This is a genomic window from Cupriavidus sp. BIC8F (genome assembly GCF_032465815.1).
GTDB lineage: Bacteria > Pseudomonadota > Gammaproteobacteria > Burkholderiales > Burkholderiaceae > Cupriavidus > Cupriavidus necator.
The window spans coordinates 3,892,942-3,908,835 of record NZ_CP136094.1; the positions used below are offsets into that span (position 1 = coordinate 3,892,942).

Here is a 15,894-nt window from a genome sequence, read left to right on the forward strand (position 1 = left end):
ATGGCGAACTCCCTCACCGCCGCGCAGTCCGGCGGCAGCCAGGCACCGGCGCGGCCCGTCCCGCCGCTGGCGCCGCAGCAGCCGAGGCCGCTGACCGGCGGCAAGCTGGTGGTCGGCACCATCGCGCTGTCACTGGCCACGTTCATGAACGTGCTCGACTCGTCGATCGCCAACGTATCGATCCCGGCGATTTCAGGCGACCTGGGCGTGGCGCCCAACCAGGGCACATGGGTCATCACCTCGTTTGCGGTGGCCAATGCGATCTCGGTGCCGCTGACCGGCTGGCTGACCACGCGCTTCGGCGCGGTGCGGCTGTTCATCACCTCGATCCTGCTGTTCGTGCTGGCATCGTGGCTGTGCGGCGTCGCGCCCAACCTCGAGACGCTGCTGGCCGCGCGGGTCCTGCAGGGCGCGGTGGCCGGGCCGATGATCCCGCTGTCGCAGTCGCTGCTGCTGTCGAGCTATCCGCCGCAGAAGAGCACCATGGCGCTGGCACTGTGGGGCATGACCACGCTGGTGGCGCCGATCATGGGCCCGCTGCTGGGCGGCTGGATCTCCGACAACATGACCTGGCCGTGGATCTTCTACATCAACGTGCCGGTGGGCATCATCACGGCCTATGTCACCTGGGCCATCTACAAGGACCGCGAAACCCCGACCAAGGTACTGCCGATCGATCGCATCGGCCTGGCGCTGCTGGTGATCTGGGTCGGCTCGATGCAGCTGATGCTCGACAAGGGCAAGGAGCTGGACTGGTTCCACTCGACCGAGATCGTGGTGCTGACGCTGGTGGCAATTGTGGGCTTCCTGTTCTTCCTGGCATGGGAAACCTATGAGAAGCACCCCGTCGTCGACATCAGCCTGTTCAAGGGCCGCAACTTCAGCTCCGGCGTGGTGGCGATCTCGGTCGCGTACGGGTTGTTCTTCGGCAACCTGGTGATCCTGCCGCTGTGGCTGCAGACCATCGTCGGCTATACCGCGACGGATGCGGGCATCGTGATGGCGCCGGTCGGGATCTTCGCGATCCTGCTGTCGCCGGTGATCGGGCGCAACCTGCCTAAGATGGACGCGCGCTGGGTCGCCACCGCGGCCTTCATCACCTTCGGCATCGTCAGCCTGATGCGCTCGGGCTTCACCACGCAGGTGGATACCTGGACGCTGATGGTGCCCACGCTGATCCAGGGCGCGGCCATGGCGATGTTCTTCATCCCTCTGACGTCGATCATCCTGTCAGGCCAGCCGCCAGAGAAGATTCCGGCGGCCTCGGGCCTGTCGAACTTCGTGCGGATCACCTTCGGCGGCATCGGCGCCTCGATCTCGACCACCGTGTGGGAAAGCCGCTCGGCCCTGCACCACGCGCAGCTGGTGGAACAGGTCAACCCGTACAACCCGGCCTACCACGACCAGCTCAACCACCTGATGCAGATGGGCATGAGCCAGGCCCAGGCAATGGGCGTGATCGAGCGCAACATCTCCCAGCAGGCGGCCATGCTCGGCGCCAACGATATCTTCTGGATCTCGGGGATGCTGTTCTTCGTGCTGATCGGCTTTGTCTGGCTGACGCGGCCGGCCAAGGGCGGCGGCGGGTCGGCGGATGCGATGGCGGCGCACTGACCCAGCCTCTCCGGTTTTCAAGACTTGGCCCTGATCGGGGCCATTTTTTTTGCTTCGCCGCCGGGTTGCTGCGCCGGGAATGCCCCCTTGTGTTCCTGTCTTAGTGCCTCTATTATTTTCAAACCGAATTACGGAACCTTAGTTCCGAAAAACGGAACCAAAGAGAGTAAGAGAAATGCGGAGCGTGGAGTGGCGGAGTGAGCATTCTTGAAGGCGTGGAAAGCGTGCTGGACATGTTCGGGCATCACCGGCACGAGATCACTTTTAACGATGTCCTGGACGAACTTAGCCTTGCCAAGAGTTCGGCCTCGCGCCTGCTCGCCCAGATGGTGCGCTACCGCCTGCTGGAACTGCAGCCGTCCACGCGGCGCTACCGCCCTGGCGCGCTGCTGATCCGCGCAGCGCAGGCCGCTGCACAGGCGCATCCCTTCGACGAGCAATGCCGCGAGATCCTGGCCACGCTGTCCGATGCCACCGGCTTCACCGCCTATCTGTCGATGCTGGACGGCACCGACACCGTCGTGCTGCAACGCCTGAATGGCAGCAACCCGGTGCAGGTGCTGTCGCCGCCCGGCGCCCGCCGGCCGGCATTCACCACGGCGATGGGCCGGGTGCTGCTGTCGCGCCTGCCCGAGCCTGAATTCAGTGCGCGCTACGGCGCCGCCGGCGCCCGCAAGCTGCCGGATGCCCCCGCCGGCTGTCCTGCCACGGTTGCCGAGCTGCGCGAACGCGTGGCGACGGCCGGCGCCGAGCGCAGCGCCATCGCCGTGAACGAAGGCATGCCGGGCATCGGCGCCGTGGCCACCACGCTGGCAGACCCGCTTTCAGGCGACGTGCGCGGCCTGTGCCTGTCTTTCACCGCGATGCAGGTCAGCCAGGCCCAGGCCCAGGCGCTGCGCGCGACACTGGTGCAGGCCGTGGCACCCGTGGGACAGCGCATCGGCGACCCACTGTGGCTTGACGCCGCCCCACTTATCTAGACTTTGCCGCAACGACCCATGGAACTCCTGTTACTCAGCAACTCCAGCAGCGACGCCGGTTACCTGGTCCACGCCCAGGCGGCGATCCGCGACCTGGCCGCCGGCCGCAAGACTGCCTGCTTCATCCCGTTCGCCGGCGTCACGCGCGACTGGGACACCTACGAGACGCTGGTCCGCGACGCCTTCGCGCCGGTCGGCATCGCGGTGCAATCACTGCACCGTCTGGCCGAGCCGGCTGCGGCCGTGCGCGCCATCGAGGCGGCCGAACTGATCGTCGTTGGCGGCGGCAACACGTTCCGCTTGCTGCAGTGCCTGCGCGAGCGCGGCTTGCTGGCGGCGATCTCAGCGCGGGTGCGATCCGGTGCGGCGCGCTATATCGGCTGGAGCGCCGGCGCCAACCTGGCCTGCCCGACCATCCGCACCACCAACGACATGCCGGTGGCTGATCCAGGCGGCCTGGACGCTCTGGCGCTAGTCCCCTTCCAGATCAACCCGCACTACTTCAACCTGGTCGTGCCCGGCTTCCGCGGCGAAACGCGCGACCAGCGCCTGGCCGAATTCACCGTGCTGCAGCCCGACATGCCGGTGCTGGGCCTGCCCGAAGGCAACTGGGTGCGGGTTTCGGACGATCGCCTCGAAATGGGCGGCGCCCATGCCGCGCGATGGTTCAGGGGCGCGGACATTGCCGACGTGCAGCCCGGCGCGCTGTCGCTGCCGCGCTGAATTTGCTGGCCTGAGCCCCAGCGTACGGAACCCCACCCCAGCCCCAGGAAGTCAAGCAAGATGTCTATCAAGCAGGTTATTGAATCGATCGAGCTGCTGTCGGCAGCAAATGTCGACGGCGCAGCTGTCGCCTCACTTCTGCGCTCGCGCGGCCTGGACGATGTCACCGTCACGCGCGTGGAAGAGAACGGCCTCTACACCGATTTCCTCGCCTGCACGGTACCCGGACAGAACCCGGATGCGCCCGCACTTGGCGTGGTGGGCCGGCTGGGCGGCGTCGGCGCGCGCCCGGCCGTGACGGGCCTGGTGTCCGATGCCGACGGCGCCATCGTGGCCGTCGCCAGCGCCCTGAAGCTGGCCGACATGGCCGCCACCGGCGACGTGCTGGCCGGGCCGGTGCGCATCCACACCCATATCTGCCCGCACGCCGCCACGCGGCCGCACCATCCGGTGCCGATGATGAAATCGCCCTTTGCGATGCGCACAATGATGTCGCATGAGGTGCACCCGCGGATGGCGGCGATCCTGTCGGTCGACACCACGCGCGGCAACCGCTTCGTCAACCGCCGCGGCGTGGCGCTGACACCGGTGGCCAAGGAAGGCTGGCTGCTGCGCCTGCCGGAACGGATGCTGGACCTGATGGGATGGGTCAGCGGCGAACTGCCTATGGTGTTGCCGTTGACCACTCAGGACATCACGCCGTATGAGAACGGCCTGTGGCATGTCAACTCGATCATGCAGCCGGCCATCGTGACCCCTGCCCCGGTCGTGGGCGTGGCGCTGACCGCGCAGACCACTGTGCCAGGCTGCGCAACCGGCGTCACCAACGCCTTCGACATCGACGTGGCGACGCGCTTCTGCATCGAGGTGGCGAAGCAGTTCGGCCAGGGCCAGTGCGACTTCTATGACCCGGTTGAGTGGGCCAAACTGCAGCGCCGCTACGGCTCGCTGGCCCATCTGCAGACCGTGGGCACCGAAGCATGAACACGCCTGCCGCACACCAGCCACGCGTGGCCTTCGTCACCATCGGGCAGGCGCCCAGGACAGATGTGGTCCCGCAGATCATTGCCGACCTGGGGCTGCCGGCCACGGTGGAAGAGTTCGGCATCCTGGACGCGCTGGGCCCGCAAGACATTGCCGCGCTGGCGCCCGCGCCCGGCGAGTACCGTTTTGCCAGCCGGCTGCGTGACGGCACGCAGGCGGTGATGGGCAAGCCGGTGGCCGAGGCGATGCTGGGCCGGCTGATGACCTCGCTGGACGACGGCCGCTTCGACGCCCTGGTGCCACTGTGCACCGGCACCGCCCTGCCGCCGATGCAGACCCTTGTCATCGAACCGCAGCAGGTGGTGGACCACCTGACTGTGGCGCTGGCGCAGGGCTGCAAGCGGCTCGGCATCGTGTTGCCGCTGGAAGCCCAGGTGAGCGGCTTCCACCTGATCCAGCCGGTGCCCTGCGAACTGCGCGTCACGCATGCCTCGCCCTATACCGACACCAGCACCGGTCGCTTCGCGCAGGCGGGCGAGACGCTGCGCGGCTGCGACCTGGTGGTGATGCACTGCATGGGCTACACCGAGGCCATGCGGGCCGAGGTGGCGCGCCATGCCGGCGCACCGGTGCTGCTCTCCAACCGCATGGTGGCAAGGCTGCTGGGGCAGGTGCTGGCCGGTGCCGCGGCCTGAATCAGGGCAGGAAGCGAACGCATTTTCGGGTAAGGGCAAGCCCGCTGACAGATTGCCCATGACACTGCTGGAGTGGAAGTAACAATGGAAAAGGTGGCAAAGTGGATGGGGCCGCTGGTGCGCGGCATGATGTGGATGAGCGTGGGCGCGGCGGTGATCCCGGGCGCGCAGGCACAGGAGTGGAAGCCGGCCAAGCCGGTGCGCCTGCTGGTGGGCTTTGCGCCCGGCGGTTCGGCCGATCTGCTGGCGCGCCTGGTACAGGCGCCGCTGTCGGAAAGCCTGGGGGTGCCGGTGGTGGTGGAGAACGTGCCGGGTGCGGGTGGCAATATCGCCGCCGACAAGCTGGCCAAGGCCCCGGCTGACGGCTACACCATCGGCATGGGCGCCGCCGGCGCGATGGCGGTGACCCACCTGCTCAACCCCAAGGGCACGCCATACAAGGCGGATGATTTCACGCCCATCGCCATGCTGGCCACCCAGCCGAATGTCGTGATCATCAATCCGGCCCTGCCGGTCAAGACCATGGCCGACTTCGTCGCCTACGTCAAAAAGACGCCGCAGGTCACATACGGCACCGCAGGCGTCGGCACGTCGAATCACCTGATTGCCGAAACCATGCTGCACCGCCTTGGCATCGACATGGTCCATGCGCCGTACAAGGGTGCCACCCCGGTGATCACCGACCTGATGGGCGGGCATATCGCCATGACGGTCGACAACATCACTACCGCGGCGACGCTGGCCAAGACCGGCAAGGTCAAGGCGCTGGCGGTCACCGGCAGCAAGCGCTCGCCCTTGCTGCCGGAGGTGCCCACGCTTGCCGAGAGCGGCCTGAAGGACTTCAACATGCCGACCTGGCAAGGCATCTTCGGGCCGAAGGACCTGCCGAAGGCGATCGTGGTCCGCTACAACCAGGCGCTGCTCAAGGCCTTGGCGAACCCGGAAGTCAGGAAGAAAATGGCTGAATTCGGCTCCGAGCCCGTTGGCGATACCCCGGAGCATTTCGCCGGGTTCCTCGCCCAGGATCGCAAGATGTGGGCCGATGTCATCAAGACGGCCAGGATCACGCTCGAGTAATTGCTGACGGGGCGGCCGCTTACGCCCCTCACGCAATTTACAGCTTGACCAGCCGCTCCGGCCGCAACGCGCCTTCGCGCATGCGCGCCACGCCCAGCAGCCGGGCCGGCTCTCCGGCATAGACGCGCGCCAGCGCATCCTCGGCCAGCCCGGTGCCGGCCGGCAGGTCGCGCTGGGCGATGCGCTGGCCCTGCAGGAAGCGCGCTGCCGCGGCGTCATCCAGATGCACCGGCGCACATTTCTGCAGCAAGGCGTCCACAGGTGCCAGCATGGCCGGGCGCTGCGCGTCGTCGTGCTGTTCGATCTGCTCCAGCGTCACCGCACCGTCCAGCGTCAGGTCGCCCACGGCGATGCGGCGCAATCCGGTCAGGTGCGCGCCGCAGCCCAGGGCTTCGCCGATGTCCTCGGCCAGCGTGCGGATATAGGTGCCCTTGCTACACGTCACCCGCATCGTGAACGACGGGGCATCGGGCAAGGCGCAGTCCAGCAGCGCGATTGAACGGATGGTGACGCCGCGAGCCGCGCGCTCCACGGTCTGGCCGGCGCGCGCGTATTCATACAGCGGGCGGCCGTCCTTCTTCAGCGCCGAATGCATCGGCGGCACCTGTTCGATCTCGCCGAGGAAGCTTGCCAGCGCCTGCTCCACCGCGGCGCGGTCGCAGGTGACCTCGCGCACGTCGAGCAGCTCGCCTTCGGCGTCGCCCGTGCTCGAGCGCGCGCCCAGCCACACGACGGCGTCATAGGTCTTGTCCGCTTCCAGCAGGTCTTGCGAAAACTTGGTGGCCTCGCCGAAGCACAGCGGCAGCAGCCCCGTGGCAAGCGGATCCAGCGTGCCGGTATGGCCGGCCTTGGCCGCGCGCAAGAGGCGCTTGGCGCGCACCAGCGCGTCGTTGGACGACAGGCCCAGCGGCTTGTCGAGCAGCAACACACCATGGACCTCGCGGCGCGGCAGGCGCGGCGGACGGTTGGCGTTGGAATCGGTCATCGGGAGAAAGCGGGAGGCGGGACGGCGATGCGGCGCGGATGGCGGCAACGTAAATCGTGCGGCCGCGAAACCCATGCCGGGCGGCATGGGCGCCGCTTCAGTCGTCTTTCGAACGCGTGGCGTTCGCTTCGTTGATCAGCTTGGACATCTCGATCGCATGTTCGACCGAGGTATCGTGGAAGAAGCGCAGCGTCGGCACGGTATGGATGTGCAGGCGCTTGTACAGCAGCGAGTGCAGGTAGCCGGCCTTTTCGTTCAGGATGGCTTCCGCCTCGGCGGCTTCGGCGCCCAGCACGGTGAAGTACACCTTGGCGTGCGCATAGTCGGGCGTCAGCGCGACCGACTGCAGCGTGACCAGGCCGAGGCGCGGGTCGCGCAGTTCGCGCTGGATCATCTCGGCCAGGTCCTTCTGGATCTGGTCGGAGATGCGGAGATTGCGGGAGGAGATGCTGCCTTTCTTGGCCATTCAATACTGTCTAGTCGAGATGACAACGGCAGGCCGAAGCCTGCCGTTGCTTGCGACGCCTTACAGCGTACGCGCCACCTCTGTGATTTCGTACACCTCGAGCTGGTCGCCTTCCTGAACATCATTGAAGTTCTTGATCGACAGACCGCACTCGAAGCCTTGCTTGACTTCCTTGACGTCGTCCTTGAAGCGCTTGAGCGAATCCAGCTCGCCGTCGTGGATGACCACGTTGTTGCGCAGCACGCGCACCAGCGAGTTGCGCTTGACCAGGCCGTCGGTAACCATACAGCCGGCCACCGCACCGATCTTCGGCACGCGGAACACCTGGCGCACCTCGACCTGGCCGATGGTGGTCTCGCGCTTCTCCGGCGCCAGCATGCCCGACATCGCCGCCTTGATCTCGTCTACCGCATCGTAAATGATGTTGTAGTAGCGGATATCGATGCCGTTGTGCTCGGCCAGCTTGCGCGCACCAGCGTCGGCACGCACGTTGAAGCCGATGATGACCGCCTTCGAAGCCGTCGCCAGGTTGACGTCGGACTCGGAGATGCCACCCACGCCGCCATGCACGATCTGCACGCGCACTTCGGCGGTCGACAGCTTCTGCAGCGACTGCACCAGCGCTTCCTGCGAACCCTGCACGTCGGCCTTGACGATCAACGGCAGCGTCTGCACTTCGCCTTCGGCCATCTGCTCGAGCATGTTCTCCAGCTTGGCGGCCTGTTGCTTGGCCAGCTTCACGTCGCGGAACTTGCCCTGGCGGAACAGCGCGATTTCACGTGCCTTGCGCTCGTCCGGCAGCACCAGCACTTCTTCACCGGCGGCAGGCACTTCCGACAGACCCTGGATTTCCACCGGGATCGACGGGCCGGCTTCCTTGGTCGGCTTGCCGTTCTCGTCCAGCATGGCACGCACGCGGCCGTAGGCGCTGCCAGCCAGGACCACATCGCCACGCTTGAGCGTGCCGCTGCTGACCAGGATGGTTGCGATCGGGCCCTTGCCCTTGTCGAGCTGGGCTTCCACCACCAGGCCCTTGGCCGGGGCATCCACCGGCGCCGTCAGTTCCAGCACTTCGGCTTGCAGGAGCACTTGCTCGAGCAGGTCTTCCACACCGGTACCCATCTTGGCGGAAACCGGCACGAACGGCGAATCGCCGCCGTATTCTTCCGGCACCACCTGCTCCGCCACCAGTTCCTGCTTGACGCGGTCCGGGTTGGCATCGGGCTTGTCGATCTTGTTGATCGCCACGACGATCGGCACACCGGCAGCCTTGGCATGCGCAATGGCTTCCTTGGTCTGCGGCATCACGCCGTCGTCGGCGGCCACCACCAGGATCACGATATCGGTCGCCTTGGCACCGCGGGCACGCATGGCCGTGAAGGCCTCGTGACCCGGGGTGTCCAGGAACGTAATCACGCCGCGGTCGGTTTCCACATGGTAGGCACCGATGTGCTGCGTAATCCCGCCGGCTTCGCCCGCGGCCACCTTGGTGCGGCGGATGTAGTCCAGCAGCGAGGTCTTGCCGTGGTCGACGTGACCCATCACGGTCACAACCGGCGGACGCGGCAGCAGCTCGGCGTCGGTGTGTTCCTCACCACCCACCACCAGCAGCGCTTCCGGATCGTCCAGCTTGGCGGCATACGCCTTGTGGCCCATTTCTTCCACCACGATCATGGCGGTTTCCTGGTCCAGCACCTGGTTGATCGTCACCATCTGGCCGAGCTTCATCATCTGCTTGATGACCTCGGACGCCTTGACGGCCATCTTGTGCGCCAGGTCGGCCACGGAGACGGTTTCCGGCACGTGCACTTCACGCACGACCGGCTCAGTCGGCGCCTGGAAGCTGCTGCGGCTGTCGTCATGCTGCTGCTGCCTGCCGCCGCGGCCACGCGGGCCACCGCGCCAGCCGCCCACGCCACCCGAGGTATCGCCGCGGGTCTTCAGGCCGCTGCCCTTCTTGCGGCTGCTGTCATCCTGCCAGCCCGCCTTCACGACCTTGCCCTTCTTGTCGGCGGTTGCCGTGGTCGTGGTCGTGGTGACCGGCTTCTTTTCGTCCTTCTTCGCTTCCGTGGTCGCACCGGCCGGCTTCACCGGCTTGTGCAGCGTACCGGTCTGCTCGGCCTTCTTCTCTTCAGCCTTGCGCTCGGACGGCGCCTTCAGCACGCGGGGCGGGGCGTTCAGCATCTGCTGGATCGCACGGGCCTCGGCTTCGGCAGCCTCGCGGCGCTTGCGCGCAGCGACTTCCTGCTCGGCGCGGGCCTTGTCGGCGGCAGCCTTGGCCTCGTCGGCAGCCTTCTGCGCCTCGGCGCGTTCGGCGGCGACGCGTGCCTTCTCGTCCTCTGCCTTCTTGCGCGAGGAATCCTCGTTGGCCTCGGTCACGGCGCGCGATGCGGCAGCCTCTTCCTCCGCCTTGCGGGCGGCGAGTTCGGCCTGGCGGCGCTGTTCAGCCTCCAGCGCTTCCTGGCGGGCGCGGCGCTCGGCTTCTTCACGCTCGGCTGCCTCGCGGGCGGCCTTGGCTTCAGCTTCCTGTCGCGCCAGCAGTTCAGCCTGTTGGCGTTCTTCCTCGTCGCGGCGTGCTTCCTCGACAGCATCGGCGACAGGCGCCTGGGCTTCCACCCCGTCGGCCTTGGCATCGGGCGCAGCTTCGTCGCGCTTGATCAGCACGCGCTTCTTGCGCACTTCCACCTGCACCGTGCGGGTCTTGCCGGTGCCATCCGACTGGCGGATCTCGGAGGTTTCGCGCTTTGTCAGTGTGATCTTCTTGCGGGAGCTGTCGTCGGCCTGGCCGTGCGAACGCTTCAGATAGTCCAGCAGCCTGGTCTTATCCGATTCCGTGATGATGTCTTCTGGCGTCGCTTTGCCCACCCCAGCCGCCTGCAATTGTTCCAGCAGGGCAGCTGCGCTGCGACTCAGTTCTGCGGCCAGTTGGGCAACTGTTGTGCTTGCCATTCAAACCCTTTCAATGCTTGGTTTCTACGTCGGGACAAATCGTTGCGGAAAGCGCGCCCGGGCCAGGTGTAGGCCGGCCCGGCCGTGTCCCTCAGTTGAACCAATGTTCCCGTGCTTTCATGATCAGCGACTTGGCTTCTTCCTCGCTGACACCGGTCATCTCGACCAGCTCGTCCACGGCCAGTTCGGCCAGGTCGTCACGCGTATGGATATCGCCTTCGGCCAGCTTGCCGATCAATTCCGGGTTGAGGCCGTCGAGCGAGCGCAGGTCCTGCGACACCTCTTCCACCTTTTCTTCCCGGGCCAGTTCCATCGTCAGGAGCGCATCACGCGCGCGATTGCGCAGCTCGTTGACGGTGTCTTCGTCAAAGGCCTCGATCTCCATCATTTCACTGATGGGGACATAAGCCACTTCTTCCAGCGTGGAGAAGCCTTCCTCGATCAGGATGTCGGCAACTTCCTCGTCCACGTCCAACTTGGCCATGAACAGCTTGCGCACGACATCGCTCTCTTCGGCCTGCTTCTGCGCCGATTCTTCCTGCGTCATGATGTTGATCTGCCAGCCGGTCAGCTCGGACGCCAGGCGCACGTTCTGACCACTGCGGCCGATGGCGACGGCGAGGTTTTCCTCGTCGACCACCACGTCCATGCTGTGCTTCTCTTCATCCACCACGATCGACTGCACCTGCGCCGGCGCCAGCGCGCCGATCACAAATTGCGCCGGGTCTTCCGACCACAGCACGATGTCCACGGCCTCGCCGCCGATCTCGTTACGCACCGCGGTGACGCGCGTGCCACGCACGCCCACGCAGGTGCCGATCGGGTCGATGCGCTTGTCATGCGCGACCACGGCGATCTTGGCGCGCACGCCCGGATCACGGGCAGCCGCCTTGATCTCCAGCAGGCCCTCTTCCATTTCCGGCACTTCGTTCTCGAAGAGCTTGATCAGGAACTCGGGCGCGGTGCGCGACAGTTCAATCTGCGGGCCGCGCGCGGCGCGGTCCACGTTCAGGATATACGCACGCACGCGGTCACCGGTGCGCAGGTTTTCCTTGGGGATGATCTGGTCGCGGGCCAGCAGCGCTTCCACGCGGCCGGACTCGACGATCAGGCCCTTCTTGTCGGCGCGCTTGACCGTGCCGGTCATGATCTTCTCGCCGCGATCCAGGTAGTCGTTCAGGATCTGCTCGCGCTCGGCGTCGCGGATGCGCTGCAGGATCACCTGCTTGGCAGCCTGCGCACCGATGCGGCCGAACTCGACCGACTCGATCTGCTGCTCGATAAAATCACCCAGCTCGATGCTGGGGCTTTCATCGCGGGCCTCGAACAGCAGGATCTGCTTATCCGGCTCTTGCAGGCCCAGCTCGTCGGGAACGACCAGCCAGCGGCGGAAGGTTTCATGCTCGCCCGACTCGCGATCGATCGCGACACGGATATCCACGTCTTCCTCGAAACGCTTCTTGGTGGCCGAGGCGAGCGCCGCCTCCAGGGCACCGAATACCACATCCTTGTCGACGTTCTTCTCACGCGCAAGCGCATCGACGAGCAACAGAACTTCGCGGCTCATTGCTTGTTCCCTTTTCTTTGATTTCCTTTGAAGTCGATCACCGGCACCAGGCGTGCCTTGTCGACATCGGATACGGCAAATTCCAGCAGCGCCGGGCCATCTTTGCCCTCGAACTCCAGGCCAATCTTCTCCTCGCCCGCCGCGCCGGTGGGCTCGCGCAGGATGCCTGTGAAGTTCTTCTGTCCGTTGACGGGCAGGCGCAGCGTCACGCGCACCTCCTCGCCGGCAAAGCGAACGTAGTCGGCCAGCTTCTTCAGCGGCCGGTCCAGTCCGGGCGACGAGACCTCGAGGCGTTCATAGTCGACGTTCTCGACCGTGAACACGTGGGTGAGCTGGCGGCTCACCTTTTCACAATCCTCGATGGCAATGCCGGTTTCAGGCTGATCGATATAGACACGCAGCAATCCGGCCGGGGCACGCTCGAGCTCGACCAGCTCATATCCCATGCCGCTTAGGGTGGTTTCGATCAAATCTGCCAGATGCACTGTTATCCCGAGTAATGGCCATCAACACCGTGGCAGGCAAACCCGCCGGTGCCGTCCGGGACGACCCTGCTGCAGCGCTGCCTGTCCGCCACCCCCCCGCCCCAGCGGAGAGAACCGAAAAACGGGCGAACCAAAAAAAAATGGGCGCAATGCCCATCATTCGCCCATCCTCGACGAGGATGGCTTTTTGAATAGACTTGAATTATACGCGGATTATGTCGAAAAGGCAAAAGCCAGACATTTCCGCGCACTGAACCCGGCGCCGGCGGGCATTCAGCCCGCCATGCGCCGCAATCAGCGCTTATCGGTTGCCGCCGCGGTTGCCACCACGGTTGCCGCCGCCACCGCCACTGCCGCCGCGCGGGGAACGGTTACCGCCCGGTTTCGACGCCTTCGGCATCACATTGCCGTTGGCTTCGCCACCGCCACGACGCGGCTTGCCCTGACCCTGGCCGCCCAGACCGCTCTGGCCACCCTGACCGCGCATGCCACCCATACCGCCCATGCCGGCGCCACCGCGCCCCTGGCGTGCGCCAGTGCCGCGCCCGCCACCCAGGTTGGCCGCGTGCGAGGTCAGCAAGGTGGGCCCGTGGCTGATATAGCCCATCGAGGTCTTCATCGGATCCGGTTGGCTGCTGCGGCCGCCGCCACCGCCCCGGGCACCGCCCTGGTCGAAGCGCGGCAGGCCGTCCATGCCCGTGGGCATCGGCATGCCGGCAATCGCGGCTTCGGTGCGCTGCTTGCGCCCGCCCACCTTGGTGGCGCCCTTGGGGGCCTGCTCGCCCTTGCCGGGCACCTTCAGGCCAACACCGGCCATCAGCGCCTTGACGTCATTGGGCTCGACTTCCTGCCAGCGGCCGCGCTTGAGGCCACGCGGCAGCAGGAACTGGCCATAGCGGGTGCGGATCAGTCGCGACACGGTCAGCCCGACCGCCTCGAACATGCGGCGCACTTCCCGGTTGCGGCCTTCGGTCAGGGCCACGTGGTACCACTGGTTGACGCCTTCGCCACCGCCGTCGGCAATGCGCAGGAAGTTGGCTTCGCCGTCATCGAGCTTGATGCCGTGCAGCAGGCGCTGGCGGTCGGCCTCGGCCAGCTCGCCCAGCGTGCGTACCGCGTACTCGCGCTCCACACCGTAGCGCGGGTGCATGAAGCGGTTGGCAATGTCACCCGAGGTGGTGAAGATCAGCAGGCCTTCGGTATTGAAGTCCAGGCGGCCCACCGCGACCCACTTGCCGCTCTTGATGCGCGGCAGGCTGTCGAACACGGTCGGACGGCCTTCCGGATCGGACTGGCTGACGATCTCGCCGGCGGGCTTGTGGTACAGCAGCACGCGCGGCGGCTTGGTCGACACCTTGCGGTGGATCAGCTTGCCGTTCACGCGGACCTGGTCCGCCGGCAGGATGCGCTGGCCGATATGGGCCGGCAGGCCGTTGACCGAAACGCGGCCCTGCAGGATCAGTTCTTCCATCTCGCGGCGCGAGCCCAGCCCGCCCTCGGCCAGCACCTTGTGCAGCTTGGGCGCGTCGTCGTCGGCCGACAGCTCGCGCACCGGCTTGGCCTTGGTGCGCGGGATGACGGTGTCTTCGGTGTCGTACTGCTCGGAGATCACGAAGCGGAACAGGTCTTCGCTGCTCGCCGCGGTCTTGTCCCCGCCGCCCTGGCCCTTGCGGGGCGCCTGCGGCTTGCCGCCATCCTTGCGGCGGCCCTGCTGCCGCGCGCCGGCGCCCTGCGCGTCGCCCGGCGCCGCCGCCTTGCCTGAGCGCTGGACCGGCTTGCGCTTGCGGCCGGGCTGCTCGGGCTTGTCCGTGCCTTCGGCTCTGGCCGCACGGTCCACCTTGTCGGCCTTGCTGGCGCCCTGGCCGCCCTGGCCGCCCTGGCTACCCTGGCTACCCTGGCCGCCCTCGCCCTGCCCCGTCTTGCGCTTGCCGCGGCCGCGCTGACCACCGCGCGCGCCACCTGCCGCCTGTGCGGCGCCCGGTTCACCGGCATCGGCCTGGCCGCCGGCGCTGGCGCCTTCGGCGCCCTCGCCTCGGTCCTGCGCCTGGCGGCGCGATGCGACCAGGTTCCTCAGCCCGCGGCGCAGCCCCTTGCGGCGGGGCGCGGCTTCGCTGCCCGATCCGGGTTCTGCGGCGCCGGTGTCGGCGGGTGCACCCGCATTGCGGGTGTCTTGCTCAACGGAATCAGACAAGATATTCACTATCGGATGTTGCATGTTGTTCAGTTCGGCACGCGCTCGTCGTGCTCGCTCGGGTGCGGCGGGGTGCCGTTGTCCGGCAAATCGCCCCGCGCCCCGTCCGGATTGGGTGCGGCTGGTTCGGTGGAAGCGGCCTCGGCGGCATCGTCGGCTGCAGCTTGCAGCAGTTGCACATCAAAGCCATCGGCGCCTTGGTCGACCGGTTCGGTCGTCTCGGCTTCGTTTGCGACGGATGCTTCAGCCACATCCGCTGCTTGCGCGGCGGGATCGGCAAATGCCTCCTCGTCGGCGCTGGCCGCCTTGTTTGCAGCCAGGTCTTCAAAATTGATGGCCTGCTGTTCCAGCAGGGTTGCCTGCGCCTGCGCCTGGGCGTCTTCCAGCGGCGGCAGCTCATCCAACGTACGCAGGCCAAGATCGTCCAGGAATGCCTTGGTGGTCGCATACAGCGCGGGCCTGCCCGGCACGTCGCGGTGTCCGATCACCTCGATCCAGCTGCGGTCCTCAAGCTTCTTGACGACTTCCGTGCTGACCGTCACGCCGCGGATTTCCTCGATATCGCCGCGGGTCACTGGCTGGCGGTAGGCAATGATTGCCAGTGTTTCCATCACGGCGCGCGAATATTTTGGCGGCTTTTCGGGATTCAGCCGATCGAGGTATTCACGCATTTCCGGCCGGCTCTGGAAGCGCCAGCCGCTGGCCAGGGCCACCAGTTCCACGCCGCGCGGTCGCCAGTCCTGGCATAGTTCCTCAAGCAGCACGCGGATCGTGTCTGCGCCGACGTCGTCGTCAAACAACCGCCGCAGATCATTGACGCGCAACGGTTCCTGCGCGCAGATCAGCGCCGTCTCGAGGACGATCTTCGCCTCTTGGGTATTCATGTTGATGGTGTGCAGCCTGTCTTTGCACCTGCTCCCGGACGGATCCGGGGCACCGGAGATTTTGGATACAGCGGTGCGAAAGCCACCGCCATCTCATTGCGCAGCTAGCCGGATACCTGCTGCATCCAAGCCGTGCACTTCCCTATCTTTGCATCGAGTTGCCGGGTCGTTCCGGCAGGAGATCGTTCGCGTGCCGTTATGGATCGGCCAGCAAACCTCTTGCGTAGCGCGCCCGCACATATCGGACGTCGCTGTCAGCGAACTGAAGGCCTCGGACGCAAGAAAAACGGGTAT

13 protein-coding genes are annotated in these 15,894 nt (G+C 66.3%); 6 read left to right on the top strand and 7 right to left on the bottom strand.

Annotated elements, in window-relative coordinates:
• From RS901_RS18165 to RS901_RS18190, 6 genes are all read left to right on the top strand, one after another.
• Positions 1-1,614 (top strand): DHA2 family efflux MFS transporter permease subunit, encoded by a 1,614-nt coding sequence (locus RS901_RS18165; RefSeq protein ID WP_316150268.1) that lies wholly within the window; start codon positions 1-3, stop codon positions 1,612-1,614.
• Between the two features lie 197 nt (positions 1,615-1,811).
• Complete coding sequence (locus RS901_RS18170; protein WP_316150269.1) at positions 1,812-2,594, top strand: IclR family transcriptional regulator; 783 nt, start codon at positions 1,812-1,814, stop codon at positions 2,592-2,594.
• Positions 2,595-2,612: 18 nt separating this feature from the next.
• The gene (pepE, locus tag RS901_RS18175) at positions 2,613-3,317 is read left to right on the top strand and encodes a dipeptidase PepE (protein WP_316150270.1); all 705 of its coding nucleotides are present in this window, start codon (positions 2,613-2,615) and stop codon (positions 3,315-3,317) included.
• Positions 3,318-3,377: 60 nt separating this feature from the next.
• Positions 3,378-4,301 carry a DUF1177 domain-containing protein gene (locus RS901_RS18180; RefSeq protein WP_316150271.1) on the top strand — a complete coding sequence of 308 codons (924 nt, stop codon included), beginning with the start codon at positions 3,378-3,380 and terminating at the stop codon, positions 4,299-4,301.
• Positions 4,298-4,996 (top strand): AroM family protein, encoded by a 699-nt coding sequence (locus RS901_RS18185; protein ID WP_316150273.1) that lies wholly within the window; start codon positions 4,298-4,300, stop codon positions 4,994-4,996. The genes RS901_RS18180 and RS901_RS18185 overlap by 4 nt, the downstream gene beginning before the upstream one ends.
• Before the next feature lie 84 nt (positions 4,997-5,080).
• The gene (locus RS901_RS18190; RefSeq protein WP_316150275.1) at positions 5,081-6,073 is read left to right on the top strand and encodes a tripartite tricarboxylate transporter substrate binding protein; all 993 of its coding nucleotides are present in this window, start codon (positions 5,081-5,083) and stop codon (positions 6,071-6,073) included.
• A gap of 37 nt (positions 6,074-6,110) precedes the next feature.
• On the opposite strand, the gene truB is transcribed toward RS901_RS18190, so the two are convergent.
• From truB to scpB, 7 genes are all read right to left on the bottom strand, one after another.
• Positions 6,111-7,058, bottom strand: coding sequence for a tRNA pseudouridine(55) synthase TruB (gene truB, locus RS901_RS18195; protein ID WP_316150277.1), 948 nt, complete (start codon positions 7,056-7,058; stop codon positions 6,111-6,113).
• A gap of 97 nt (positions 7,059-7,155) precedes the next feature.
• Positions 7,156-7,524, bottom strand: a complete 369-nt coding sequence (rbfA, locus tag RS901_RS18200; RefSeq protein ID WP_010809484.1) for a 30S ribosome-binding factor RbfA — start codon at positions 7,522-7,524, stop codon at positions 7,156-7,158.
• Positions 7,525-7,584: 60 nt separating this feature from the next.
• A complete protein-coding gene (infB, locus tag RS901_RS18205) occupies positions 7,585-10,473 on the bottom strand; it encodes a translation initiation factor IF-2 (protein WP_316150281.1) in 2,889 nt (962 codons plus the stop codon).
• 91 nt (positions 10,474-10,564) lie between these two features.
• Positions 10,565-12,040 carry a transcription termination factor NusA gene (gene nusA / locus RS901_RS18210; RefSeq protein ID WP_316150282.1) on the bottom strand — a complete coding sequence of 492 codons (1,476 nt, stop codon included), beginning with the start codon at positions 12,038-12,040 and terminating at the stop codon, positions 10,565-10,567.
• Positions 12,037-12,525, bottom strand: a complete 489-nt coding sequence (rimP, locus tag RS901_RS18215; protein ID WP_013957170.1) for a ribosome maturation factor RimP — start codon at positions 12,523-12,525, stop codon at positions 12,037-12,039. Before rimP ends, nusA begins: the two co-directional genes overlap by 4 nt.
• A 301-nt stretch (positions 12,526-12,826) precedes the next feature.
• Entirely contained in the window at positions 12,827-14,740 is a 1,914-nt protein-coding gene (rluB, locus tag RS901_RS18220) for a 23S rRNA pseudouridine(2605) synthase RluB (protein ID WP_316150284.1), read from the bottom strand.
• 5 nt (positions 14,741-14,745) lie between these two features.
• Complete coding sequence (gene scpB, locus RS901_RS18225) at positions 14,746-15,600, bottom strand: SMC-Scp complex subunit ScpB (protein ID WP_316150286.1); 855 nt, start codon at positions 15,598-15,600, stop codon at positions 14,746-14,748.
• Positions 15,601-15,894: the final 294 nt, after the last annotated feature.

Excerpts from the sequence above, each read along its gene's own strand:
- RS901_RS18165 (WP_316150268.1), top strand. The coding sequence starts at position 1 with ATGGCGAACTCCCTCACCGCCGCGCAGTCCGGCGGCAGCCAGGCACCG.
- pepE (WP_316150270.1), top strand. The coding sequence starts at position 2,613 with ATGGAACTCCTGTTACTCAGCAACTCCAGCAGCGACGCCGGTTACCTG.
- RS901_RS18180 (WP_316150271.1), top strand. The coding sequence starts at position 3,378 with ATGTCTATCAAGCAGGTTATTGAATCGATCGAGCTGCTGTCGGCAGCA.
- RS901_RS18185 (WP_316150273.1), top strand. The coding sequence starts at position 4,298 with ATGAACACGCCTGCCGCACACCAGCCACGCGTGGCCTTCGTCACCATC.
- RS901_RS18190 (WP_316150275.1), top strand. The coding sequence starts at position 5,081 with ATGGAAAAGGTGGCAAAGTGGATGGGGCCGCTGGTGCGCGGCATGATG.
- truB (WP_316150277.1), bottom strand. The coding sequence starts at position 7,058 with ATGACCGATTCCAACGCCAACCGTCCGCCGCGCCTGCCGCGCCGCGAG.
- rbfA (WP_010809484.1), bottom strand. The coding sequence starts at position 7,524 with ATGGCCAAGAAAGGCAGCATCTCCTCCCGCAATCTCCGCATCTCCGAC.
- infB (WP_316150281.1), bottom strand. The coding sequence starts at position 10,473 with ATGGCAAGCACAACAGTTGCCCAACTGGCCGCAGAACTGAGTCGCAGC.
- nusA (WP_316150282.1), bottom strand. The coding sequence starts at position 12,040 with ATGAGCCGCGAAGTTCTGTTGCTCGTCGATGCGCTTGCGCGTGAGAAG.
- rluB (WP_316150284.1), bottom strand. The coding sequence starts at position 14,740 with ATGCAACATCCGATAGTGAATATCTTGTCTGATTCCGTTGAGCAAGAC.
- scpB (WP_316150286.1), bottom strand. The coding sequence starts at position 15,600 with ATGAATACCCAAGAGGCGAAGATCGTCCTCGAGACGGCGCTGATCTGC.